Genomic DNA, 15,513 nt, shown 5'->3' on the forward strand with positions numbered 1-15,513 from the left:
CTGTTCCCCGGGCGGGAGACCCGTTGACGAACGACGGCGGGCGGCTGACCCTCAGCGGTCCTCCAGGTCGCCTTCGATTTCGAGGTAGACCTCGCGCAGCGCGTTCAGGACCTCCGGGTCCGGGTGCTCCCACATCCGGCGGTCGGCGGCTTCGAGCAGACGCTCGGCGATGCCGTGCAGGGCCCACGGGTTCGACTCGGTCATGAACGCCCGGTTCTCCGGGTCGAGGACGTAGGCGGCGGCCAGCCGGTCGTACATCCAGTCGGCCACCACGCCGGTCGTGGCGTCGTACCCGAACAGGTAGTCCACGGTGGCGGCCAGCTCGAACGCACCCTTGTAACCGTGGCGGCGCATCGCCGCCAGCCAGTTGGGATTGACCACCCGCGCGCGGAAGATCCGCGCGGTCTCCTCGTGCAGGCTCCTGGTGCGGACCGCGTCCGGGCGGGTGCTGTCGCCCACGTACGCGGCGGGTGCCCGGCCGGTCAGGGCGCGCACGGTGGCGATCATCCCGCCGTGGTACTGGAAGTAGTCGTCGGAGTCGGCGATGTCGTGCTCGCGCGTGTCGATGTTCTTGGCGGCCACCGCGATCCGCCGGTACGCGTTCTCCATGTCCTGACGGGCGGGTATCCCGTCGAGGTCGCGGCCGTAGGCGTAGCCGCCCCACACGGCGTACACCTCGGCCAGGTCGGCGTCGTCGTGCCAGTTCCGGCTGTCGATGAGCGGGAGGAGGCCGGCGCCGTACGCGCCCGGGCGGGACCCGAAGATCCGCAACGTGGCCCGCCGGTCGTCCCCGTGGGCCGCGCGGTCGGCCTCCGCGTGCGCCCGCACGTAGTTGTCCTCGGCGGGTTCGTCCAGGTTCGCGACCAGCCGTACGGCGTCGTCCAGCATCGTGACGACATGAGGGAACGCGTCCCGGAAGAAGCCGCTGACGCGCACAGTCACGTCGACGCGGGGACGGCCCAGCTCCGCCGCCGGGATCGGTTCGAGGCCGCCGACCCGCCGGGACGCCTCGTCCCAGACCGGCCGCACGCCGAGCAGCGCGAGCACCTCGGCCACGTCGTCGCCCGAGGTGCGCATGGCGCTGGTACCCCAGACGGACAGGCCGACGGAGCGCGGCCACTCGCCGGTGTCGCTCCGGTACCTGTCGAGCAGCGAGTCAGCCATCGCCTGCCCGGTCTCCCAGGCCAGCCTGCTCGGCACCGCCCTCGGATCGACGGAGTAGAAGTTCCGCCCCGTCGGGAGCACGTTGACCAGCCCGCGCAGCGGTGAACCGCTCGGCCCCGCCGGGACGTAGCCGCCGTCGAGCGCGTGGAGCAGCGCGTCGATCTCGTCCGTGGTCCGGGCGAGCCGGGGCACGATCTCCTCCGCCGCGAACCCGAGGACCTTCTCCACCGCGGCCACGACCTCGGGAGCGGAGGCATCCGCCGTCGCTCCCTCCCGCACCGCGTCCTCCGCCGTCGCTCCCTCCTGCGCCGCCGCTCCCTCCTGCGCCGTCGCCTTCGTGGTGCCGAGTACGGAGGCGGTCACGGCGGGCACGGCGGACGGCTCCCAGCCGCGCGCCTCCATGCCCTCGACGAGCGCGCGGGCCAGGGACTCGGCCTCGTCCACGGTCACGCGGGCGGCGGCGCCGTCCTCCGCCAGGCCGAGAGCCTCGCGCAGGCCGGGCAGCGCCTCCTGGCCGGCCCAGATCTGGCGGGCGCGGAGCATGGCCAGCACCAGGTCCACCCGGACCTTCCCCTCGGGGGCGACGCCGAGCACGTGCAGGCCGTCCCGGATCTGGGCGTCCTTGACCTCGCACAGCCAGCCGTCCACGTGCAGCAGGAAGTCGTCGAACTCAGTGTCGTGCGGCCGGTCGGCGATGCCCAGGTCGTGATCGAGGCGGGCGGCCTGGATCAGCGTCCAGATCTGCGCGCGGATCGCGGGGAGCTTGGCCGGGTCCATGGCCGCGATCGAGGCGTGCTCGTCCAGCAGCTGCTCCAGCCTGGCGATGTCGCCGTACGTCTCCGCGCGGGCCATCGGCGGCACCAGGTGATCGACCAGTACGGCGTGCGCCCGCCGCTTGGCCTGGGTGCCCTCGCCGGGGTCGTTCACCAGGAACGGATAGACCAGCGGGAGGTCGCCGAGCGCGGCGTCGGGCCCGCAGGACGCCGACATCCCCGCCGACTTGCCGGGCAGCCACTCCAGGTTGCCGTGCTTGCCGACGTGCACGATCGCGTGCGCGCCGAACTCGTCGGCCAGCCACCGGTACGCGGCCAGGTAGTGATGGCTCGGCGGCATGTCGGGATCGTGATAGATCGCGATCGGGTTCTCCCCGAACCCGCGCGGCGGCTGGACCATCACGACGAGGTTCCCCGCGCGGAGGGCGGCCAGCACGATCTCCCCGGCGGGGTCGCGGGACCGGTCGACGAACAGTTCGCCGGGCGGCGGCCCCCAGTGGCCCTCGACGTCCGCGCGCAGGTCTTCGGGTAGCGTCGCGAACCAGGCGCGGTACCGCGCGGCCGGGATCCGCACCGGGTTCGCCGCGAGCTGCTCCTCGGTGAGCCAGTCCTGGTCCTGGCCGCCCGCCGCGATGAGCGCGTGAATCAGCGCGTCGCCGTTCTGGTCCGCGACCCCGGGGAAGCCCGCGCCGAGGTCGTAGCCGGTCTTCTCCATGGCCGCGAGCAGCCGGACCACGCTGGCGGGGGTGTCCAGGCCGACCGCGTTGCCGATCCGCGAATGCTTCGTCGGATAGGCGGAGAGCATCACCGCGATCCGCCGCTCCGCCGCCGGGACGTGCCGCAGCAGGCCGTGCCGTACGGCGATGCCGGCGACCCGCGCCGCCCGCTCGGGGTCGGCCGCGTACACGGTCAGGCCCTCGGCGTCGATCTCCTTGAACGAGAACGGCACGGTGATGATCCGCCCGTCGAACTCCGGGATCGCCACCTGGGACGCGGCGTCGAGCGGGGACAGGCCGTCGTCGTCCTCCCGCCACGCGTCCCGTCCCGTGGTCAGGCACAGGCCCTGCAGGATCGGCACGTCCAGCTCCGCGAGCGCGCCGACGTCCCACGCGGCGTCGTCGCCTCCGGCCGACGCGGTCGCCGGACGGGTGCCGCCCGCCGCGAGCACGGTGACGACCAGGGCGTCCACGCGCCGGAGGGTGTCCAGCAGCTCGGGCTCGGCGGTCCGCAGCGAGCCGCAGTAGAGGGGCAGCGCCTGCCCGCCCGCGTCCTCGACCGCCCGGCAGAGCGTCTCGACGAACGCGGTGTTCCCGGCCACGTGGTGGGCGCGGTAGTACAGCACGCCGATCACGGGGCCGTCCGCACGCCGGGTGGTGCGCTCCAGCGGTCCCCAGCTCGGCAGCGGCTCGGGCGGGGCGAACCCGTGCCCGGTGAGCAGCACCGTGTCGGAGAGGAAGGCGTGGAGCTGGGCCAGGTTCGCCGGGCCGCCGTGCGCGAGGTACGCGTGCGCCTCGGCGCAGACGCCGCCCGGCACCGTGGACAGCTCCATCAGCTCGGCGTCGGGCGCCTGCTCGCCGCCGAGCACCACGACCGGCCGGGGGCCGGCGAGCAGCGCGTCCAGCCCCTCTTCCCAGGCCCGCCGCCCACCGAGCAGCCGTACGACGACGAGGCCGGCGCCCTCCACCAGCGCGGGCAGGTCTTCGAAGGTCAGCCTGGCCGGGTTGCCCAGCCGGTAGCCCGCGCCGCTCGCCCGCGCGCTGAGCAGGTCGGTGTCGGACGTCGACAGCAGGAGGATCTCAGCGGACGCGTCCCGCACAGGTCCCGGCTCGGTGGGCGCGGGCGACACGAGCGGCACATCAGACGGCCCGCAGGGCGGCGGCACAGAGCGCACGAAAAAATCCTCCCTTGGGGTCCTCGCCCCAGGTCGTGGTCGTCACGACGGCAGGAGTCTCCTGGCTCCCGGATCGACGCTCACCCCGGCCTTCCCGTCCGTCGCCGGACCGTGGCCTTCGGTGGGGTTCGCTCCCCGGTTACAGTGGCGGGACCGCGCCGGTTTCACACCGGCTTCCTCCCTGCGCCATCGCCTGAGATCACACTATGCCAGGCGGACATCCGCCGGGAAATAGGGCGTTACCATCCTCTGCGTGTTCATCGGTGACCTTTCTGGACGGTCGCGGTCCGATGCCTGCCCTGGAGCGCTTCAGGTGCACGCCGCCGCCGACGGTGGCCTGGCACGGGTCCGGACGCCCGGCGGCGCGGTCACGGCGGACCAGCTCCGCGTGGTCGCCGCCGCCGCCCGCGAGCTCGGATCCGGCGTGATCGAGCTGACCTCCCGGGCGAACCTCCAGGTGCGCGGCCTCCCGCTTCCGCCAGACGATTCCGCCGCCGGAGGAGCCGATGGATCCGCCGCCGACGCGGGTCCCGGGCCTTCCGGGTCACCGGACTTCGCCACGCGGATGGCCGCGGCAGGGTTGCTGCCGTCCGCGACGCACGAGCGCGTACGCAACATCGTGGCCTCGCCGCTGGCCGGGCGGAGTCCGGAGAGCAGGATCGACGTGCGCCCACTGGTGGCCGACCTGGACCGCGAACTCCGCGCCCGCCCCGCGCTCGCTAGCCTGCCCGGACGGTTCCTGTTCGCCCTGGACGACGGATCCGGCGACATGGCGGGCCTCGCGGCCGATGTCACGCTGCTACCGGTCGAGCCCGCGGCGAAGCCGGCGGACGTTCCGCGAGCCGAGCCGGAACACCCATCGGGAGAGGCGTCGCAGGTGGCACTGCTGCTCGCCGGCGCCGACTGCGGCCTGCGCGCACCCGTCAGCGCGGCGGTGGCGGGCCTGCTCGCCGTAGCGGAGGCGTTCCTGGCCGAGCGTGCCGAGCAGGGCTCGGGCGCCTGGCGGCTCGCCGAGCTGGCGGACGGCCCTGATCGGGTCTCGGCCCGCGCCGCCCTGGCCGAGCCACTTCTCCGCCTGTCGTCCGCCTCCGCCGTACGGCCGGAGCGGACGGCGGGCGGCCGCGAGGCCGAGAACCCGACGTGGCACATCTCAGCCGACACGACCGGGGTCACGGTCACGACCGGCCCTGGCGTGGTGGGTGTCGTCGCGCAGCGTGACGGGAGGTTCGCCCTCACCGTCCTCGCACCGCTCGGGCGGCTCACGCCGGCCCAGGCGGAGGCGCTTGCCCAGGCGGCCGACGCGGGTGGGGGCGAGGTGCGGGTGACGCCCTGGCGGGCGATCGTCATACCTGATCTGCCGCCGTCGGCGGTCGACGAATCGCGCGCGAGGCTCACGGACGCGGGCCTCGTCGGCGATCCGGCGTCGCCGTGGCTCGGCGTGACCGCCTGCGCCGGCCGGCCCGGTTGCGCCAAGGCCCGCGCCGACATCCATGCCGACATCCATGCCGACATCCATGCCGACATCCATGCCGACATCCATGCCGCTGTCCACGCCGACGTTCGTGCCGAGGTCAGCTCCGTTGAGAGCGGCCCGCAGGCGGACGGCCATGCCGATGCCGGCGGCTCGCACCATGCGGGTGTCGCGGGCGATGCCGTACGCTCACCGTCCGGTGACGGGGGGCTGCTTCCCGCGCACTGGGCGGGCTGCGAGCGGAGGTGCGGGCGCCCGCGTGGCCGGGTGGTGGACGTGATCGCCATCGGGGACGGATACCGCGTCGAGGTGGACGGCGTCAGCCGCACATTCGCCGACGCCGAGCAGACGAGCGCCGCCGTCGCGGCGACCAGAGAGGGAACGTGATCGACTACATCCGGGACGGCGCGGAGATCTACCGCCGGTCCTTCGCCACCATCCGCACCGAGACCGACCTGAGCGGCATGCCGCCGGGTGTGGCCCAGGTGGCGGTTCGCATGGTGCACGCCTGCGGCATGGTCGACCTGGTGAACGACCTCGCCTGGTCGCCGGGCGTCGTGACGGCGGCGCGCGAGGCGCTGCGGAACGGTGCTCCCGTGCTGTGCGACGCCATGATGGTCGCCTCCGGCGTGACCAGGCGTCGCCTTCCCGCGGACAACGAGGTGCTCTGCATGCTCGGCGACCCGAGGGTTCCCGAGCTCGCGGAACGCCTGGGCACCACCCGTAGCGCCGCTGCGCTGGAACTGTGGCGCGACCGGCTCGACAACGCGGTGGTCGCGATCGGCAACGCGCCGACCGCGCTGTTCCGCCTGCTCGAACTGGTCGATCAGGGCGCGGGCCGTCCGGCGGCCGTGCTCGGCGTCCCGGTCGGCTTCATCGGGGCCGCGGAGTCCAAGGTGGCCCTGGCCGAGCACCCGTCCGGCCTGGACCACCTGGTGGTGCACGGGCGCAGGGGCGGCAGCGCGATGGCCGCGGCGGCCGTCAACGCGATCGCGAGCGAGGAGGAGTGAACGGCATGAGCGGAGAGCTCGGGCGCCTGTACGGGGTGGGCCTGGGGCCCGGGGATCCGGAACTTGTGACGGTGAAGGCCGCGCGCCTCCTCGGCGCGGCCGATGTGATCGCCTACCACAGTGCCAGGCACGGGCGCAGCATCGCCAGGTCGGTGGCCCTGCCGTACCTGCGGGGCGACCAGATCGAGGAACCGCTGATCTATCCCGTGACCACGGAGACCACCGACCATCCCGGGGGATACCAGGGCGCGCTGGACGACTTCTACGTCGAGTGCGCCGCCCGGCTGGCCGCGCATCTGGACGCGGGCCGGGACGTGGTCGTGCTGTGCGAGGGCGACCCGCTCTTCTACGGCTCGTACATGCACATGCACAAGCGGCTCGCGCACCGCTACCCGACCGAGGTGGTGCCGGGGGTGACCTCCGTCAGCGGGGCGTCGGCGGTGCTGGGCCGCCCGCTGGTCGAGCGGGACGAGACGCTGACCGTGCTGCCGGGCACCCTGCCCGCGGACGTCCTCGCCGAGCGGCTCGCCGCCGCCGACTCGGCCGCGGTGCTGAAGCTCGGCCGCACCTTCGAGAAGGTGCGTACGGCCCTCGCCGAGGCCGGACGTCTCGACGATGCGTGGTACGTCGAGCGGGCCACGACGGAGAAGCAGCGCATCGAGCCGCTGGCCGAGGTCGATCCGGCCACCGTGCCGTACTTCTCGCTCGCGCTGCTGCCGAGTCCCCTCACGCCCGCGACCGGTCGCGCGACGGAGTCCCGTACCGCGCGGACCGGTACGGAGGCCGGTACGGAGGCCGGCACGGGGGCCAGTGCGGCGACCGGCACGGAAGCCGGCGGGGAAGGGCGCGGCGAGGTGGTCGTGGTCGGGCTGGGCCCGGCGGGGCGGCCGTGGCTGACCCCCGAGGCACAGGACGCCCTCGCCGCCGTCGACGAGCTGGTCGGCTACGGGCCCTACCTCGACCGGGTGCCGCCCAACCCGCGCCAGCGCCGTCACCCCACGGACAACCGGGTCGAGGCCGAACGGGCCGCGCACGCGCTGGAGCTCGCCGCCGCGGGTTCTCGGGTGGCCGTCGTCTCCTCGGGAGACCCTGGGGTGTTCGCCATGGCCAGCGCGGTGCTTGAGGCGGCGGCCGAACCGAGGTTCGCCGACGTCGCCGTGCGCGTGGTGCCCGGTCTGACCGCCGCGCAGGCCGTGGCGAGCCGGGCCGGCGCCCCGCTGGGCCACGACTACTGCGTGCTGTCGCTGTCGGACCTGCTCAAGCCGTGGGAGGTCGTCGCGGAGCGGATCAGCGCCGCGGCGAAGGCCGACCTCGTGCTGGCGATCTACAACCCGGCGTCGCGGAGCCGTACCTGGCAGGTGGCCGCCGCGCGGGACCTGCTGCTCGAACACCGGGCCCCGGACACGCCGGTCGTCATCGGGCGGGACGTCGGCGGTTCGGGCGAGAGCGTCCGAGTCGTCGAGCTGGCCGCCCTCGACCCGGCCGAGATCGACATGCGCTGTCTGCTGATCGTGGGCTCGTCCACGACGCGGGTCGCCGATCGGGGCGGGCGGCCCGTCGTCTACACCCCGCGCCGCTACCCGGCGTGAGATTCGACCCAGGCCACGGCCGCCTCGACGGTCTCCACGAGCGGGACGCCGTCAGGCGGCGGCGGCCGCCGTACGACGACCACGGGAAGGCCCAGCTCGCGTGCGGCGGCCAGCTTGGCCGTGGTCATCTCGCCGCCGCTGTCCTTGGTGACCAGCACCTCGACGCGGTGCTCGCGCATCAGCGCCAGCTCTCCCGGCACGGTGTACGGCCCGCGCGAGAGCACCACGTGCGTGCGGCGGGGCATCGGCGGCGCGGGCGGATCGACCGACCGGGCCAGGAACCACAGGTCGTCCAGGCCCGCGAAGACCGCCAGGCTGCGGCGGCCGGTCGTGAGGAACACCCGCTCGCCCAGGCCGGGCAGCAGCTCGGCGGCCGCTTCGAGCGTGGGCGCCCAGCACCAGTCGTCGTCCGGCCCCTGCCGCCAGCCGGGACGGCGCAGCACCAGCAGCGGCACACCCGTCTCAGACGCGGCGGTGACGGCCGAGGAGGTCATGCGCTCGGCGAAGGGATGGGTGGCGTCCACGACCGCGTCGATCGCGTGCTCCCGCAGCCAGGCGGCGAGCCCGTCGGGGCCGCCGAAACCGCCCTCCCGCACCTCACCGGCCGGGAGCCGGGGATCGGCGACCCTGCCCGCCAGCGAGGACACCACATGCAATCCGGGAAGCCCGACCAGCCGCTCGGCGAGGCCCCTGGCCTCCGCGGTGCCGCCCAGGATCAGGAGCCGTTCCGTCATCGCTCCACCTCCGTCATCCCCTTCACCTCGATCAGGCCGACGCCATGAGCACGCCACTGCGTCACGGATGGACCACCGGCGCGTGCGCCACCGCCGCGACGACCGCGGCCTACACCGCGCTGCTCACCGGCGCCTTCCCCGACCCGGTGGAGATCGTCCTCCCGAAGGGGCAACGCCCCGCGTTCGCCCTGGCGCGCGAACGGCTGGGCGAGGGGGCGGCGACGGCGGCGGTGGTCAAGGACGCGGGCGACGACCCCGACGTCACGCACGGCGCGCTCATCTCCGCGACCGTACGGCACGGCGCCCAGGGGAGCGGCGTCACCTTCCTGGCCGGGCCGGGCGTCGGCACCGTGACCAAGCCCGGGCTGCCGCTCGACGTGGGCGAACCCGCCATCAATCCCGTGCCGCGACGCATGATGCGCGAGCACGTCGCCGAGGTGGCCGCGCGCTGCGGCGGGACCGGCGACGTGGTCGTGGAGATCTCCGTCGAGGGCGGCGAGGAGCTGGCCCGCCGCACCTGGAACCCGAGGCTCGGCATCCTCGGCGGCCTGTCCATCCTGGGCACGACCGGAGTCGTGGTGCCCTACTCGTGCTCGGCGTGGATCGACAGCATCCGGCGCGGCGTGGACGTCGCACGGGCCGCCGGCCGTACGCACGTGGCGGGCTGCACCGGCAGCACCTCCGAGCGGGTGGCCGCGGAGCTCCACGGGCTGCCGGAGGACGCGCTGCTCGACATGGGCGACTTCGCCGGAGCCGTGCTGAAGTACCTGCGCCGCCATCCAGTGCCCCGGCTCACGGTGGCCGGCGGGATCGGCAAGCTGTCCAAGCTGGCCGACGGGCACCTCGACCTGCACTCCGGCCGGTCCCAGGTCAACCCGGACCTGCTCGCCGCGCTCGTGCTCGGCGCCGGAGGAGACCCGGCCCTGGCCGAGCGCGTACGCGAGGCGAACACCGCGCTGCACGCGCTGCGGCTCTGCCAGGAGACCGGCCTCCCCCTGGGCGACCTGGTCGCGGAACGGGCGCTCGGGACGGCGCTGGAGGTGCTGCGCGGCGCGCCGGTCGAGGTGGACGTCGTGGTCATCGACAGATCTGGCCTGATCGTCGGCCGCGCGGGCGTTCAGGACCACGGGGGCGGCGCCGGTCAATCGCGGCACCGTTCCGCCGAGTAGAGGTGGCTGTCGGGGAACGCCGACGCCGTCAGCACCCGGCCGACCACGATCACCGCCGTGCGCACCACCCCGGCTGAGCGGACCCGCTCGGCGATGTCGGCCAGGGTGCCGCGCAGGATCACCTCGTCGTCCCGGCTCGCCCGGGCCACCACCGCGACCGGGCAGTCCGCGCCGTAGGCGGGGAGCAGTTCCTCGACGACCGCCTCGATCCGCTGCACGGCCAGATGCAGCACCATGGTCGCCCGGCTCGCGCCCAGTGTGGCCAGGTCCTCGCCCTCCGGCATCGGGGTCGCCCGCGCCGCCGTACGGGTGAGGATGATCGACTGCCCGACTCCGGGCACCGTGAACTCCCGCTTCAGCGCGGCCGCCGCGGCGGCGAAGGCCGGCACGCCCGGCACCACGTCGTACGGCACGCCGAGGGCGTCCAGCCGCCGCATCTGCTCCGCCATCGCGCTGAACACGGACGGGTCACCGGAGTGCAGCCGTGCGACGTCCAGTCCGGCGGCGTGCGCGGCGGCCATCTCGGCGATGATCTCGTCCAGGTTGAGCTTCGACGTGTCCACCAGGCGCGCCCCGGGCGGGCAGTCCTCCAGTAGTTCCCGAGGCACCAGCGACCCGGCGTACAGGCACACCGGAGACGAGGCGATCACGCGCAGGCCGCGCACGGTGATGAGGTCGGCCGCGCCCGGTCCCGCCCCGATGAAGTGCACCATTCCCGGCACCGTGTCCGTCACCGTGTCCATCGCCGTCCCTGTCACCGTCCCCGTCCCTGTCACCGTGCCCGTCACCGCGCCTGTCACCGTGCCCGTCACGACCGCTCCTCCTCGCCCGGCCCCGCGTCCGGCTGGGCCACCGGTTTCACTACCGACCACACGGTGACCGGCATCATGGCCCGCCAGCCGGTGAAGCCGCCGACCGGGGCCGCGCGGTTGACCGCGAGGCGTACCAGGTCCCCGCCGAGCCTGCCGTACCAGCCGGTCACGACGGCCTCCGACTCCAGGGTGACCGCGTTGACCACCAGCCTGCCCCCGGGCCGGAGTGCGGCCCAGCAGGCGTCCAGCACGCCGGGAGCCGTCGCGCCGCCGCCGACGAAGACGGCGTCGGGAACGGCCAGCCCGGCGAGCGCGTCCGGGGCGGCGCCGACGACGATCCGCAGGTCGGGCACGCCGAGCGCCGCCGCGTTGCGGGTCGCCCGCTCCGCCCGCTCGCGCCGGCTCTCGACGGCGATCGCCCGGCAGGCCGGGTGGCTGCGCATCCACTCGATCGCGATGCTCCCCGCCCCCGCGCCCACGTCCCACAGCAGCTCGCCGGGTACGGGCGCGAGCCGGGACATGGTGACCGCGCGCACCTCCCGCTTGGTGAGCTGCCCGTCGTGCTCGAACGCGTCATCCGGCAGTCCCGGGACGCGGGGAAGCGGTGTCACACCCGGGTCGGCCCGGCATTCCACCGCGATCACGTTGAGCTCGGACGGGTCGGTGTGATGCCACCGCTCCGCCGTACCCGAATTCCGGCTCTCGTCGGGGCCGCCGAGGTCGGACAGCACCGTCATCGGGCTCCGGCCGTACCCGCGCCCGGCGAGCAGCGCGGCGACCCGCGCGGGCGCGGCCCTCCCCGCGACGAGCACCAGCACCCTGCGCCCGGGAAGGACCGCCGGATGCAGCAGCTCGTCGGGACGGCCGACCAGGCTCACCACCTCGGTCTCCTGGACCGTCCAGCCCATCCGCGCGCAGGCGAGCGACAACGACGACAGGTGCGGGATCACCCGTACCCGGTCGGCGCCGAGCAGGCGGACCAGGCTCGATCCGATGCCGAAGAACAGGGGGTCGCCACTGGCCAGGACGCACACCGCTCGCCCTCGGCGCTCGGAGAGCAGCCCGGGCAGCGCGGGAAGCAGAGGCGACGGCCACGTCACCCGCTCGGCGTCGGTCTTCGGCACCAGGTCGAGCTGCCGTGCGCTGCCCATGAGGACCTCGGCGGCCCGCAGGGCGTCGCGGGCCGCCGGGCCGAGGCCGCTCCAGCCGTCGGTTCCGACGCCGACGACGGTGATCCGGCCGCTCGGCTCAGACATTGCCGAGCACCCGGGCGACCCGGATCTCGATCACCACGCGCTGCGGATTCACCCTCGGGGCCTTGTAACGCAGCGCGTACCGGCGCTCGGCGTCGGCGACCTCCTCAGGGCTGTCCCGGATCACCGCGCGTCCCTCCAACGTGGACCAGCGGCGGCCGTCGACCTGGCAGACCGCGACCGCCACGCCGTCGGGCCCGGCGGCGGCCACCAGCCGGGCCTTGTGTGAACCCCGCGAGGTGATCACCCGGGCGATCGCCGCGGCCGGGTCGAGCGTCACGCCGACCGGCACCACGTGCGGCGTTCCGTCGGGGCGCACGGTGGTCAGCGTGCACAGGTGCCGCTCACGCCAGAACGCGCCGAACCCCTCGCCGAGTCCCGTCAGGTCGGGAAGTGCGGCTCCCGCCGGCATCACGTTCACCTCGAAAATCGTCAATCCGGATCAGTACGGACATCCCTTGACGGGGCGCCAGTTTACGGGAGCGCCCGATGCTCCCTTCAGGGGCTGGGGTGTGAACGGGATCAGCCGCGTTTCGCCGGCGGCCAGCCGTGTCCCCAACCTCCCTGCACCATCGTCTGGAACGCCCATCCGTCCTCGGTGCGCACCAGCAGGTCGGCGTAGTGCATGCTTTCCCGCCGGCCCTCGATCGTCATCGTCGCCGTGGTCTTCACGAGCACGAGGTTCTGGCTGATGAAGTGCGGCGTCCTCGTGGACTCCAGTTCGAGTCCCGCCGTGCCGCCGCTCATGGCCTCCTTCATCGCCTCGATGTACTCCTCGCGCGTCCACTGCCGGACCGCCGCGAAGGCGCCCGGCACGTCGGTGGCCAGGTTCATCGGGAAGACCGCCAGATCGGCCAGCTTCTCGATCTCCCCCTGATCGGCCAGCGCGTCGTACTGGACGAACCAGTCTTCGATGCTTTTCAGTTCCTCGTCACTCGGCTGATACAAGCTCAGATCCCTTCTTCTTTTCCGTACAACGTACCGTACACCATACGGAAGGACGAGAAGGGCGTGAGCGCCCGCGCCCACGCCGGCACGCTGCGCGCCCCGGCCGAGCCGGAGGTGGCACAGAGCGACGGGTGAGCGCGGGGGCGCGGGGGGAGGAGGACGGGCCGGCGGGTCAGCCGCGCATGGCGGCCATGTTGGCGTAGCTCAGCTCGGCATACCGGAGCGAGCGGCCCGGATCGGTCGCGTCGCCCGGGGCGTTGTCCTGCTCGTACATCGGGTTGTGGTAGCCCTTGGCCCCCATGTTCGCGAAGAAGGCGGCGTAGTCGATGTCGCCGGTCCCGAACGGCACCATGTCGTAGCCGTTGCCGCTCGCCGGGTTGTACTTGCCGTCCTTGGCGTGGAACAGCGGGAACCGCTTCGTCTGCGCCCGCACCACCGCGAGAGGGTCGAAGACGGCGGTCTGCGTCGACCCGTCCGGGGCGGTGTACGTGCGGAACTTGAACTGGGCCACATGCGCCCAGAAGATGTCCATCTCCAGGTAGACGTTCGCGGGATCGGTGATCGTCAGGAAGTACTCCAGCTTGCGGATGCCCGAGGACCGGGTGGGCCGCCCGGCCGCGTCGAGCGGGCCGCTGTCGAGGAGGAAGCCGTACGCCGCGTCGTGGTTGTGGGTGTACAGCTTGATCCCGGCGGCGGAGGCCAGCGAGCCCAGGTGGTTCCACTTCTCGGCGGCCACGTCCCAGTCGCCCTTGTACGCGCTGCCAGTGGGGTCGCCGCCGGTGCCCATGTGCCCGAGGCCGAGGATGCCGGCGATCTCCAGGTGCAGCTTGAACCGGTCGAGGTCGGCCGGCGTGAGCGGCCACGAGCCGGGGATGAAGCCGTGGTTGCCCTCCGCCTGGAGGCCGTTGTCGTCCAGCCACCGGCGCAGCAGCCGGGCGCCCTCGACGCTCTCCAGGTTGGCGCCGCCCTCGGCGTTCCGATGCTGCCCGTAGCCGGCGAACTCCACCTGCTTGTAACCCATCCGGGCCAGTTCCTCGAACACCCGGCGGAAGCCGGACGCGAGCGGGGTGGAGCCGGGGTCGCGGCCGATCGCGTCGCGCACGGTGTAGAGGATGATGCCGCGCTTGCCCGGCGGCACCAGTACGCCGTTGCCTCCGGCCGCGCTCGTGGCCGCGCGGGCGGCCGACGTGAGCGGGCCCGTCCCGGCCAGGGTGGCCGCCGCGGTGATGCCCGTCGTGGCGGCGAGGAAGCGCCGCCGGCTCAGGCCGAGCGCGCGGCGCAGGGCGTCGGAGGTCTCGATCGATTCTTCGTGTGCAGTCATCGCTGTCGTCCTTTTCGGCAAGGACGCGTGCGCCGAACACGTCGGGAGTGCGGGAGGCCGGCCGATCCTCGCGACGTGCCACCGTCACCGGGGGATCAGGGTGCCCTCATTGTTACGGCCCGATCACCGATCGGTCAATGCGCGGTCGGCGCGACCGCCTGGTCGACGGTCCCCGGCGCCAGCACGTGCTCGACCACCATGACCGCGGCCCCGATGACGCCCGCCCGGTCGCCGAGCTCGCTGGCCCGGATGGTCAGGTGCTGGGTGGCCAGGGGGAGCGAACGGCTGTAGATCGCCTCGCGTACCCCGGCGAGGACGTGCTCGCCCGCCTCGGCGATGTCGCCGCCGACGACGATGACCGACGGGTTGAAGAAGTTCACGATGGCGGCCAGGACGCCGCCGATGTCCCGCCCGGCCTGCCGGATGACCTGGGCGGCCTGGGCGCTGCCCCCGCGGATCAGCCGTACGACGTCGCGGCTGCCCGCGGCCTCGATGCCCGCGTCGCGGAGCCGGGCGGCCATCGCGGCGCCGCTCGCGACCGCCTCCAGGCAGCCGGAGTTGCCGCACCGGCACAGCGCGTCGCCCGCAGAGGTGACCCGGATGTGGCCGATGTCGCCCGCCGCGCCCTGCGAGCCCCGGTGCAGCCGCCGGTCGGCGATGATGCCGCAGCCGATGCCGGTGCCGATCTTCACGAAGAGCAGGTGGTCGACCTCCGGGCTGGCGATCCAGTGCTCGCCCAGGGCCATGATGTTCACGTCGTTGTCGACCAGGACAGGGGCGGCGAGCCGCGCGCCGAGCCACTCGGGGACCGGGAAGTCGTCCCAGCCGGGCATGATCGGCGGGTTCACCGGCCGGCCCGACACGTGCTCCACCGGCCCGGGCAGGCCGATCCCGACGCCGCAGATCTGGGAGAGCGGGTGCCCGGTCTCGGCGAGCATCTCCTCGAACGCCGTCACCAGCCAGGACAGGGTCGGCTCCGGGCCGCGCTCGATCGGCAGCTCGGCCGCCCGCTCGGCCAGTACGGCCATGCCGAGGTCGGTGACCGCCAGCCGCGCGTGCGTCGCGCCGAGGTCGGCCGACAGCACGACGCGGGCGCCGCGGTTGAACGCGAAGGCGGTGGCCGGACGCCCGCCCGAGGAGATCGTGTCCTCGGCGGGAACGATCCAGTCGTGGTTGATCAGGACGTCGAGCCGCTGTGACACGGTGGACCGGGCCAGGCCGGTGAGCTGGGCCAGCTCGGCGCGCGTCCGGGCCTGGCCGTCCCTGAGGATCGCGAGCAGGGCGCCCGCGCCCGCGGCCGGGCCGCCGGATTCGCTCAGTGTGCCGTGCGTCAACGCGCCTCCCATCAACGGACATCGAACCCGATGCTTCATCGTGA

General features: G+C 73.7%; 12 protein-coding genes and 1 riboswitch. Of the genes, 4 read left to right on the forward strand and 8 right to left on the reverse strand.

Annotated elements, in window-relative coordinates; translation table 11 throughout:
• Nucleotides 1–51 precede the first annotated feature (51 nt).
• On the reverse strand, nt 52–3,753 hold the full coding sequence (cobN, locus tag QSK17_RS15940; protein WP_285705694.1) for a cobaltochelatase subunit CobN: 3,702 nt from the start codon (nt 3,751–3,753) through the stop codon (nt 52–54).
• A 111-nt stretch (nt 3,754–3,864) separates the two neighbouring features.
• Nucleotides 3,865–4,065, reverse strand: a riboswitch (cobalamin riboswitch).
• Nucleotides 4,066–4,081: 16 nt separating this feature from the next.
• On the opposite strand from cobN, the gene QSK17_RS15945 reads away from it, so the two are divergent.
• From QSK17_RS15945 to QSK17_RS15955, 3 genes are read left to right on the forward strand one after another with little or no spacing between them, the layout of a single operon-like run.
• Nucleotides 4,082–5,686, forward strand: a complete 1,605-nt coding sequence (locus QSK17_RS15945; protein WP_502889220.1) for a ferredoxin-like domain-containing protein — start codon at nt 4,082–4,084, stop codon at nt 5,684–5,686.
• Nucleotides 5,683–6,309 carry a precorrin-8X methylmutase gene (locus QSK17_RS15950; RefSeq protein ID WP_502889221.1) on the forward strand — a complete coding sequence of 209 codons (627 nt, stop codon included), beginning with the start codon at nt 5,683–5,685 and terminating at the stop codon, nt 6,307–6,309. The genes QSK17_RS15945 and QSK17_RS15950 overlap by 4 nt, the downstream gene beginning before the upstream one ends.
• Before the next feature lie 5 nt (nt 6,310–6,314).
• Nucleotides 6,315–7,898, forward strand: a complete 1,584-nt coding sequence (locus tag QSK17_RS15955; protein ID WP_285705538.1) for a precorrin-2 C(20)-methyltransferase — start codon at nt 6,315–6,317, stop codon at nt 7,896–7,898.
• On the opposite strand, the gene QSK17_RS15960 is transcribed toward QSK17_RS15955, so the two are convergent.
• Nucleotides 7,886–8,632: a cobalt-precorrin-6A reductase gene (locus QSK17_RS15960; protein WP_285705539.1), complete on the reverse strand. Its 747-nt coding sequence runs from the start codon at nt 8,630–8,632 to the stop codon at nt 7,886–7,888. The genes QSK17_RS15955 and QSK17_RS15960 overlap by 13 nt on opposite strands.
• Nucleotides 8,633–8,676: 44 nt before the next feature.
• On the opposite strand from QSK17_RS15960, the gene QSK17_RS15965 reads away from it, so the two are divergent.
• Nucleotides 8,677–9,801, forward strand: coding sequence for a cobalt-precorrin-5B (C(1))-methyltransferase (locus QSK17_RS15965; protein ID WP_285705540.1), 1,125 nt, complete (start codon nt 8,677–8,679; stop codon nt 9,799–9,801).
• Here QSK17_RS15965 and cobM read toward each other — a convergent pair.
• The 6 genes from cobM to QSK17_RS15995 all read right to left on the reverse strand — a co-directional run bounded on the left by cobM (nt 9,774) and on the right by QSK17_RS15995 (nt 15,481).
• Nucleotides 9,774–10,514: a precorrin-4 C(11)-methyltransferase gene (gene cobM / locus QSK17_RS15970; protein WP_502889228.1), complete on the reverse strand. Its 741-nt coding sequence runs from the start codon at nt 10,512–10,514 to the stop codon at nt 9,774–9,776. The two genes, QSK17_RS15965 and cobM, sit on opposite strands and share 28 nt — an antisense overlap.
• Before the next feature lie 95 nt (nt 10,515–10,609).
• Nucleotides 10,610–11,869: a precorrin-6y C5,15-methyltransferase (decarboxylating) subunit CbiE gene (gene cbiE / locus QSK17_RS15975; protein ID WP_285705541.1), complete on the reverse strand. Its 1,260-nt coding sequence runs from the start codon at nt 11,867–11,869 to the stop codon at nt 10,610–10,612.
• Complete coding sequence (locus QSK17_RS15980; protein ID WP_285705696.1) at nt 11,862–12,278, reverse strand: TIGR03618 family F420-dependent PPOX class oxidoreductase; 417 nt, start codon at nt 12,276–12,278, stop codon at nt 11,862–11,864. The genes cbiE and QSK17_RS15980 overlap by 8 nt, the downstream gene beginning before the upstream one ends.
• A gap of 110 nt (nt 12,279–12,388) precedes the next feature.
• Nucleotides 12,389–12,814: a nuclear transport factor 2 family protein gene (locus QSK17_RS15985; RefSeq protein ID WP_285705542.1), complete on the reverse strand. Its 426-nt coding sequence runs from the start codon at nt 12,812–12,814 to the stop codon at nt 12,389–12,391.
• A gap of 172 nt (nt 12,815–12,986) precedes the next feature.
• On the reverse strand, nt 12,987–14,135 hold the full coding sequence (locus tag QSK17_RS15990; RefSeq protein WP_285705543.1) for a sugar phosphate isomerase/epimerase family protein: 1,149 nt from the start codon (nt 14,133–14,135) through the stop codon (nt 12,987–12,989).
• A gap of 134 nt (nt 14,136–14,269) precedes the next feature.
• Nucleotides 14,270–15,481: an ROK family protein gene (locus QSK17_RS15995; RefSeq protein ID WP_502889222.1), complete on the reverse strand. Its 1,212-nt coding sequence runs from the start codon at nt 15,479–15,481 to the stop codon at nt 14,270–14,272.
• Between the last annotated feature and the right edge of the window lie 32 nt (nt 15,482–15,513).

Source organism: Microtetraspora sp. NBRC 16547 (assembly GCF_030268965.1).
Lineage (GTDB): Bacteria > Actinomycetota > Actinomycetes > Streptosporangiales > Streptosporangiaceae > Microtetraspora.

Bases quoted from the DNA above. Each gene is read 5' to 3' on its own strand.
- QSK17_RS15960 (WP_285705539.1), bottom strand. From the start codon at position 8,632: ATGACGGAACGGCTCCTGATCCTGGGCGGCACCGCGGAGGCCAGGGGC.
- cobM (WP_502889228.1), bottom strand. From the start codon at position 10,514: ATGGTGCACTTCATCGGGGCGGGACCGGGCGCGGCCGACCTCATCACC.
- cbiE (WP_285705541.1), bottom strand. From the start codon at position 11,869: ATGTCTGAGCCGAGCGGCCGGATCACCGTCGTCGGCGTCGGAACCGAC.
- QSK17_RS15980 (WP_285705696.1), bottom strand. From the start codon at position 12,278: ATGCCGGCGGGAGCCGCACTTCCCGACCTGACGGGACTCGGCGAGGGG.
- QSK17_RS15995 (WP_502889222.1), bottom strand. From the start codon at position 15,481: ATGGGAGGCGCGTTGACGCACGGCACACTGAGCGAATCCGGCGGCCCG.
- QSK17_RS15955 (WP_285705538.1), top strand. From the start codon at position 6,315: ATGAGCGGAGAGCTCGGGCGCCTGTACGGGGTGGGCCTGGGGCCCGGG.
- QSK17_RS15965 (WP_285705540.1), top strand. From the start codon at position 8,677: ATGAGCACGCCACTGCGTCACGGATGGACCACCGGCGCGTGCGCCACC.
- QSK17_RS15990 (WP_285705543.1), bottom strand. From the start codon at position 14,135: ATGACTGCACACGAAGAATCGATCGAGACCTCCGACGCCCTGCGCCGC.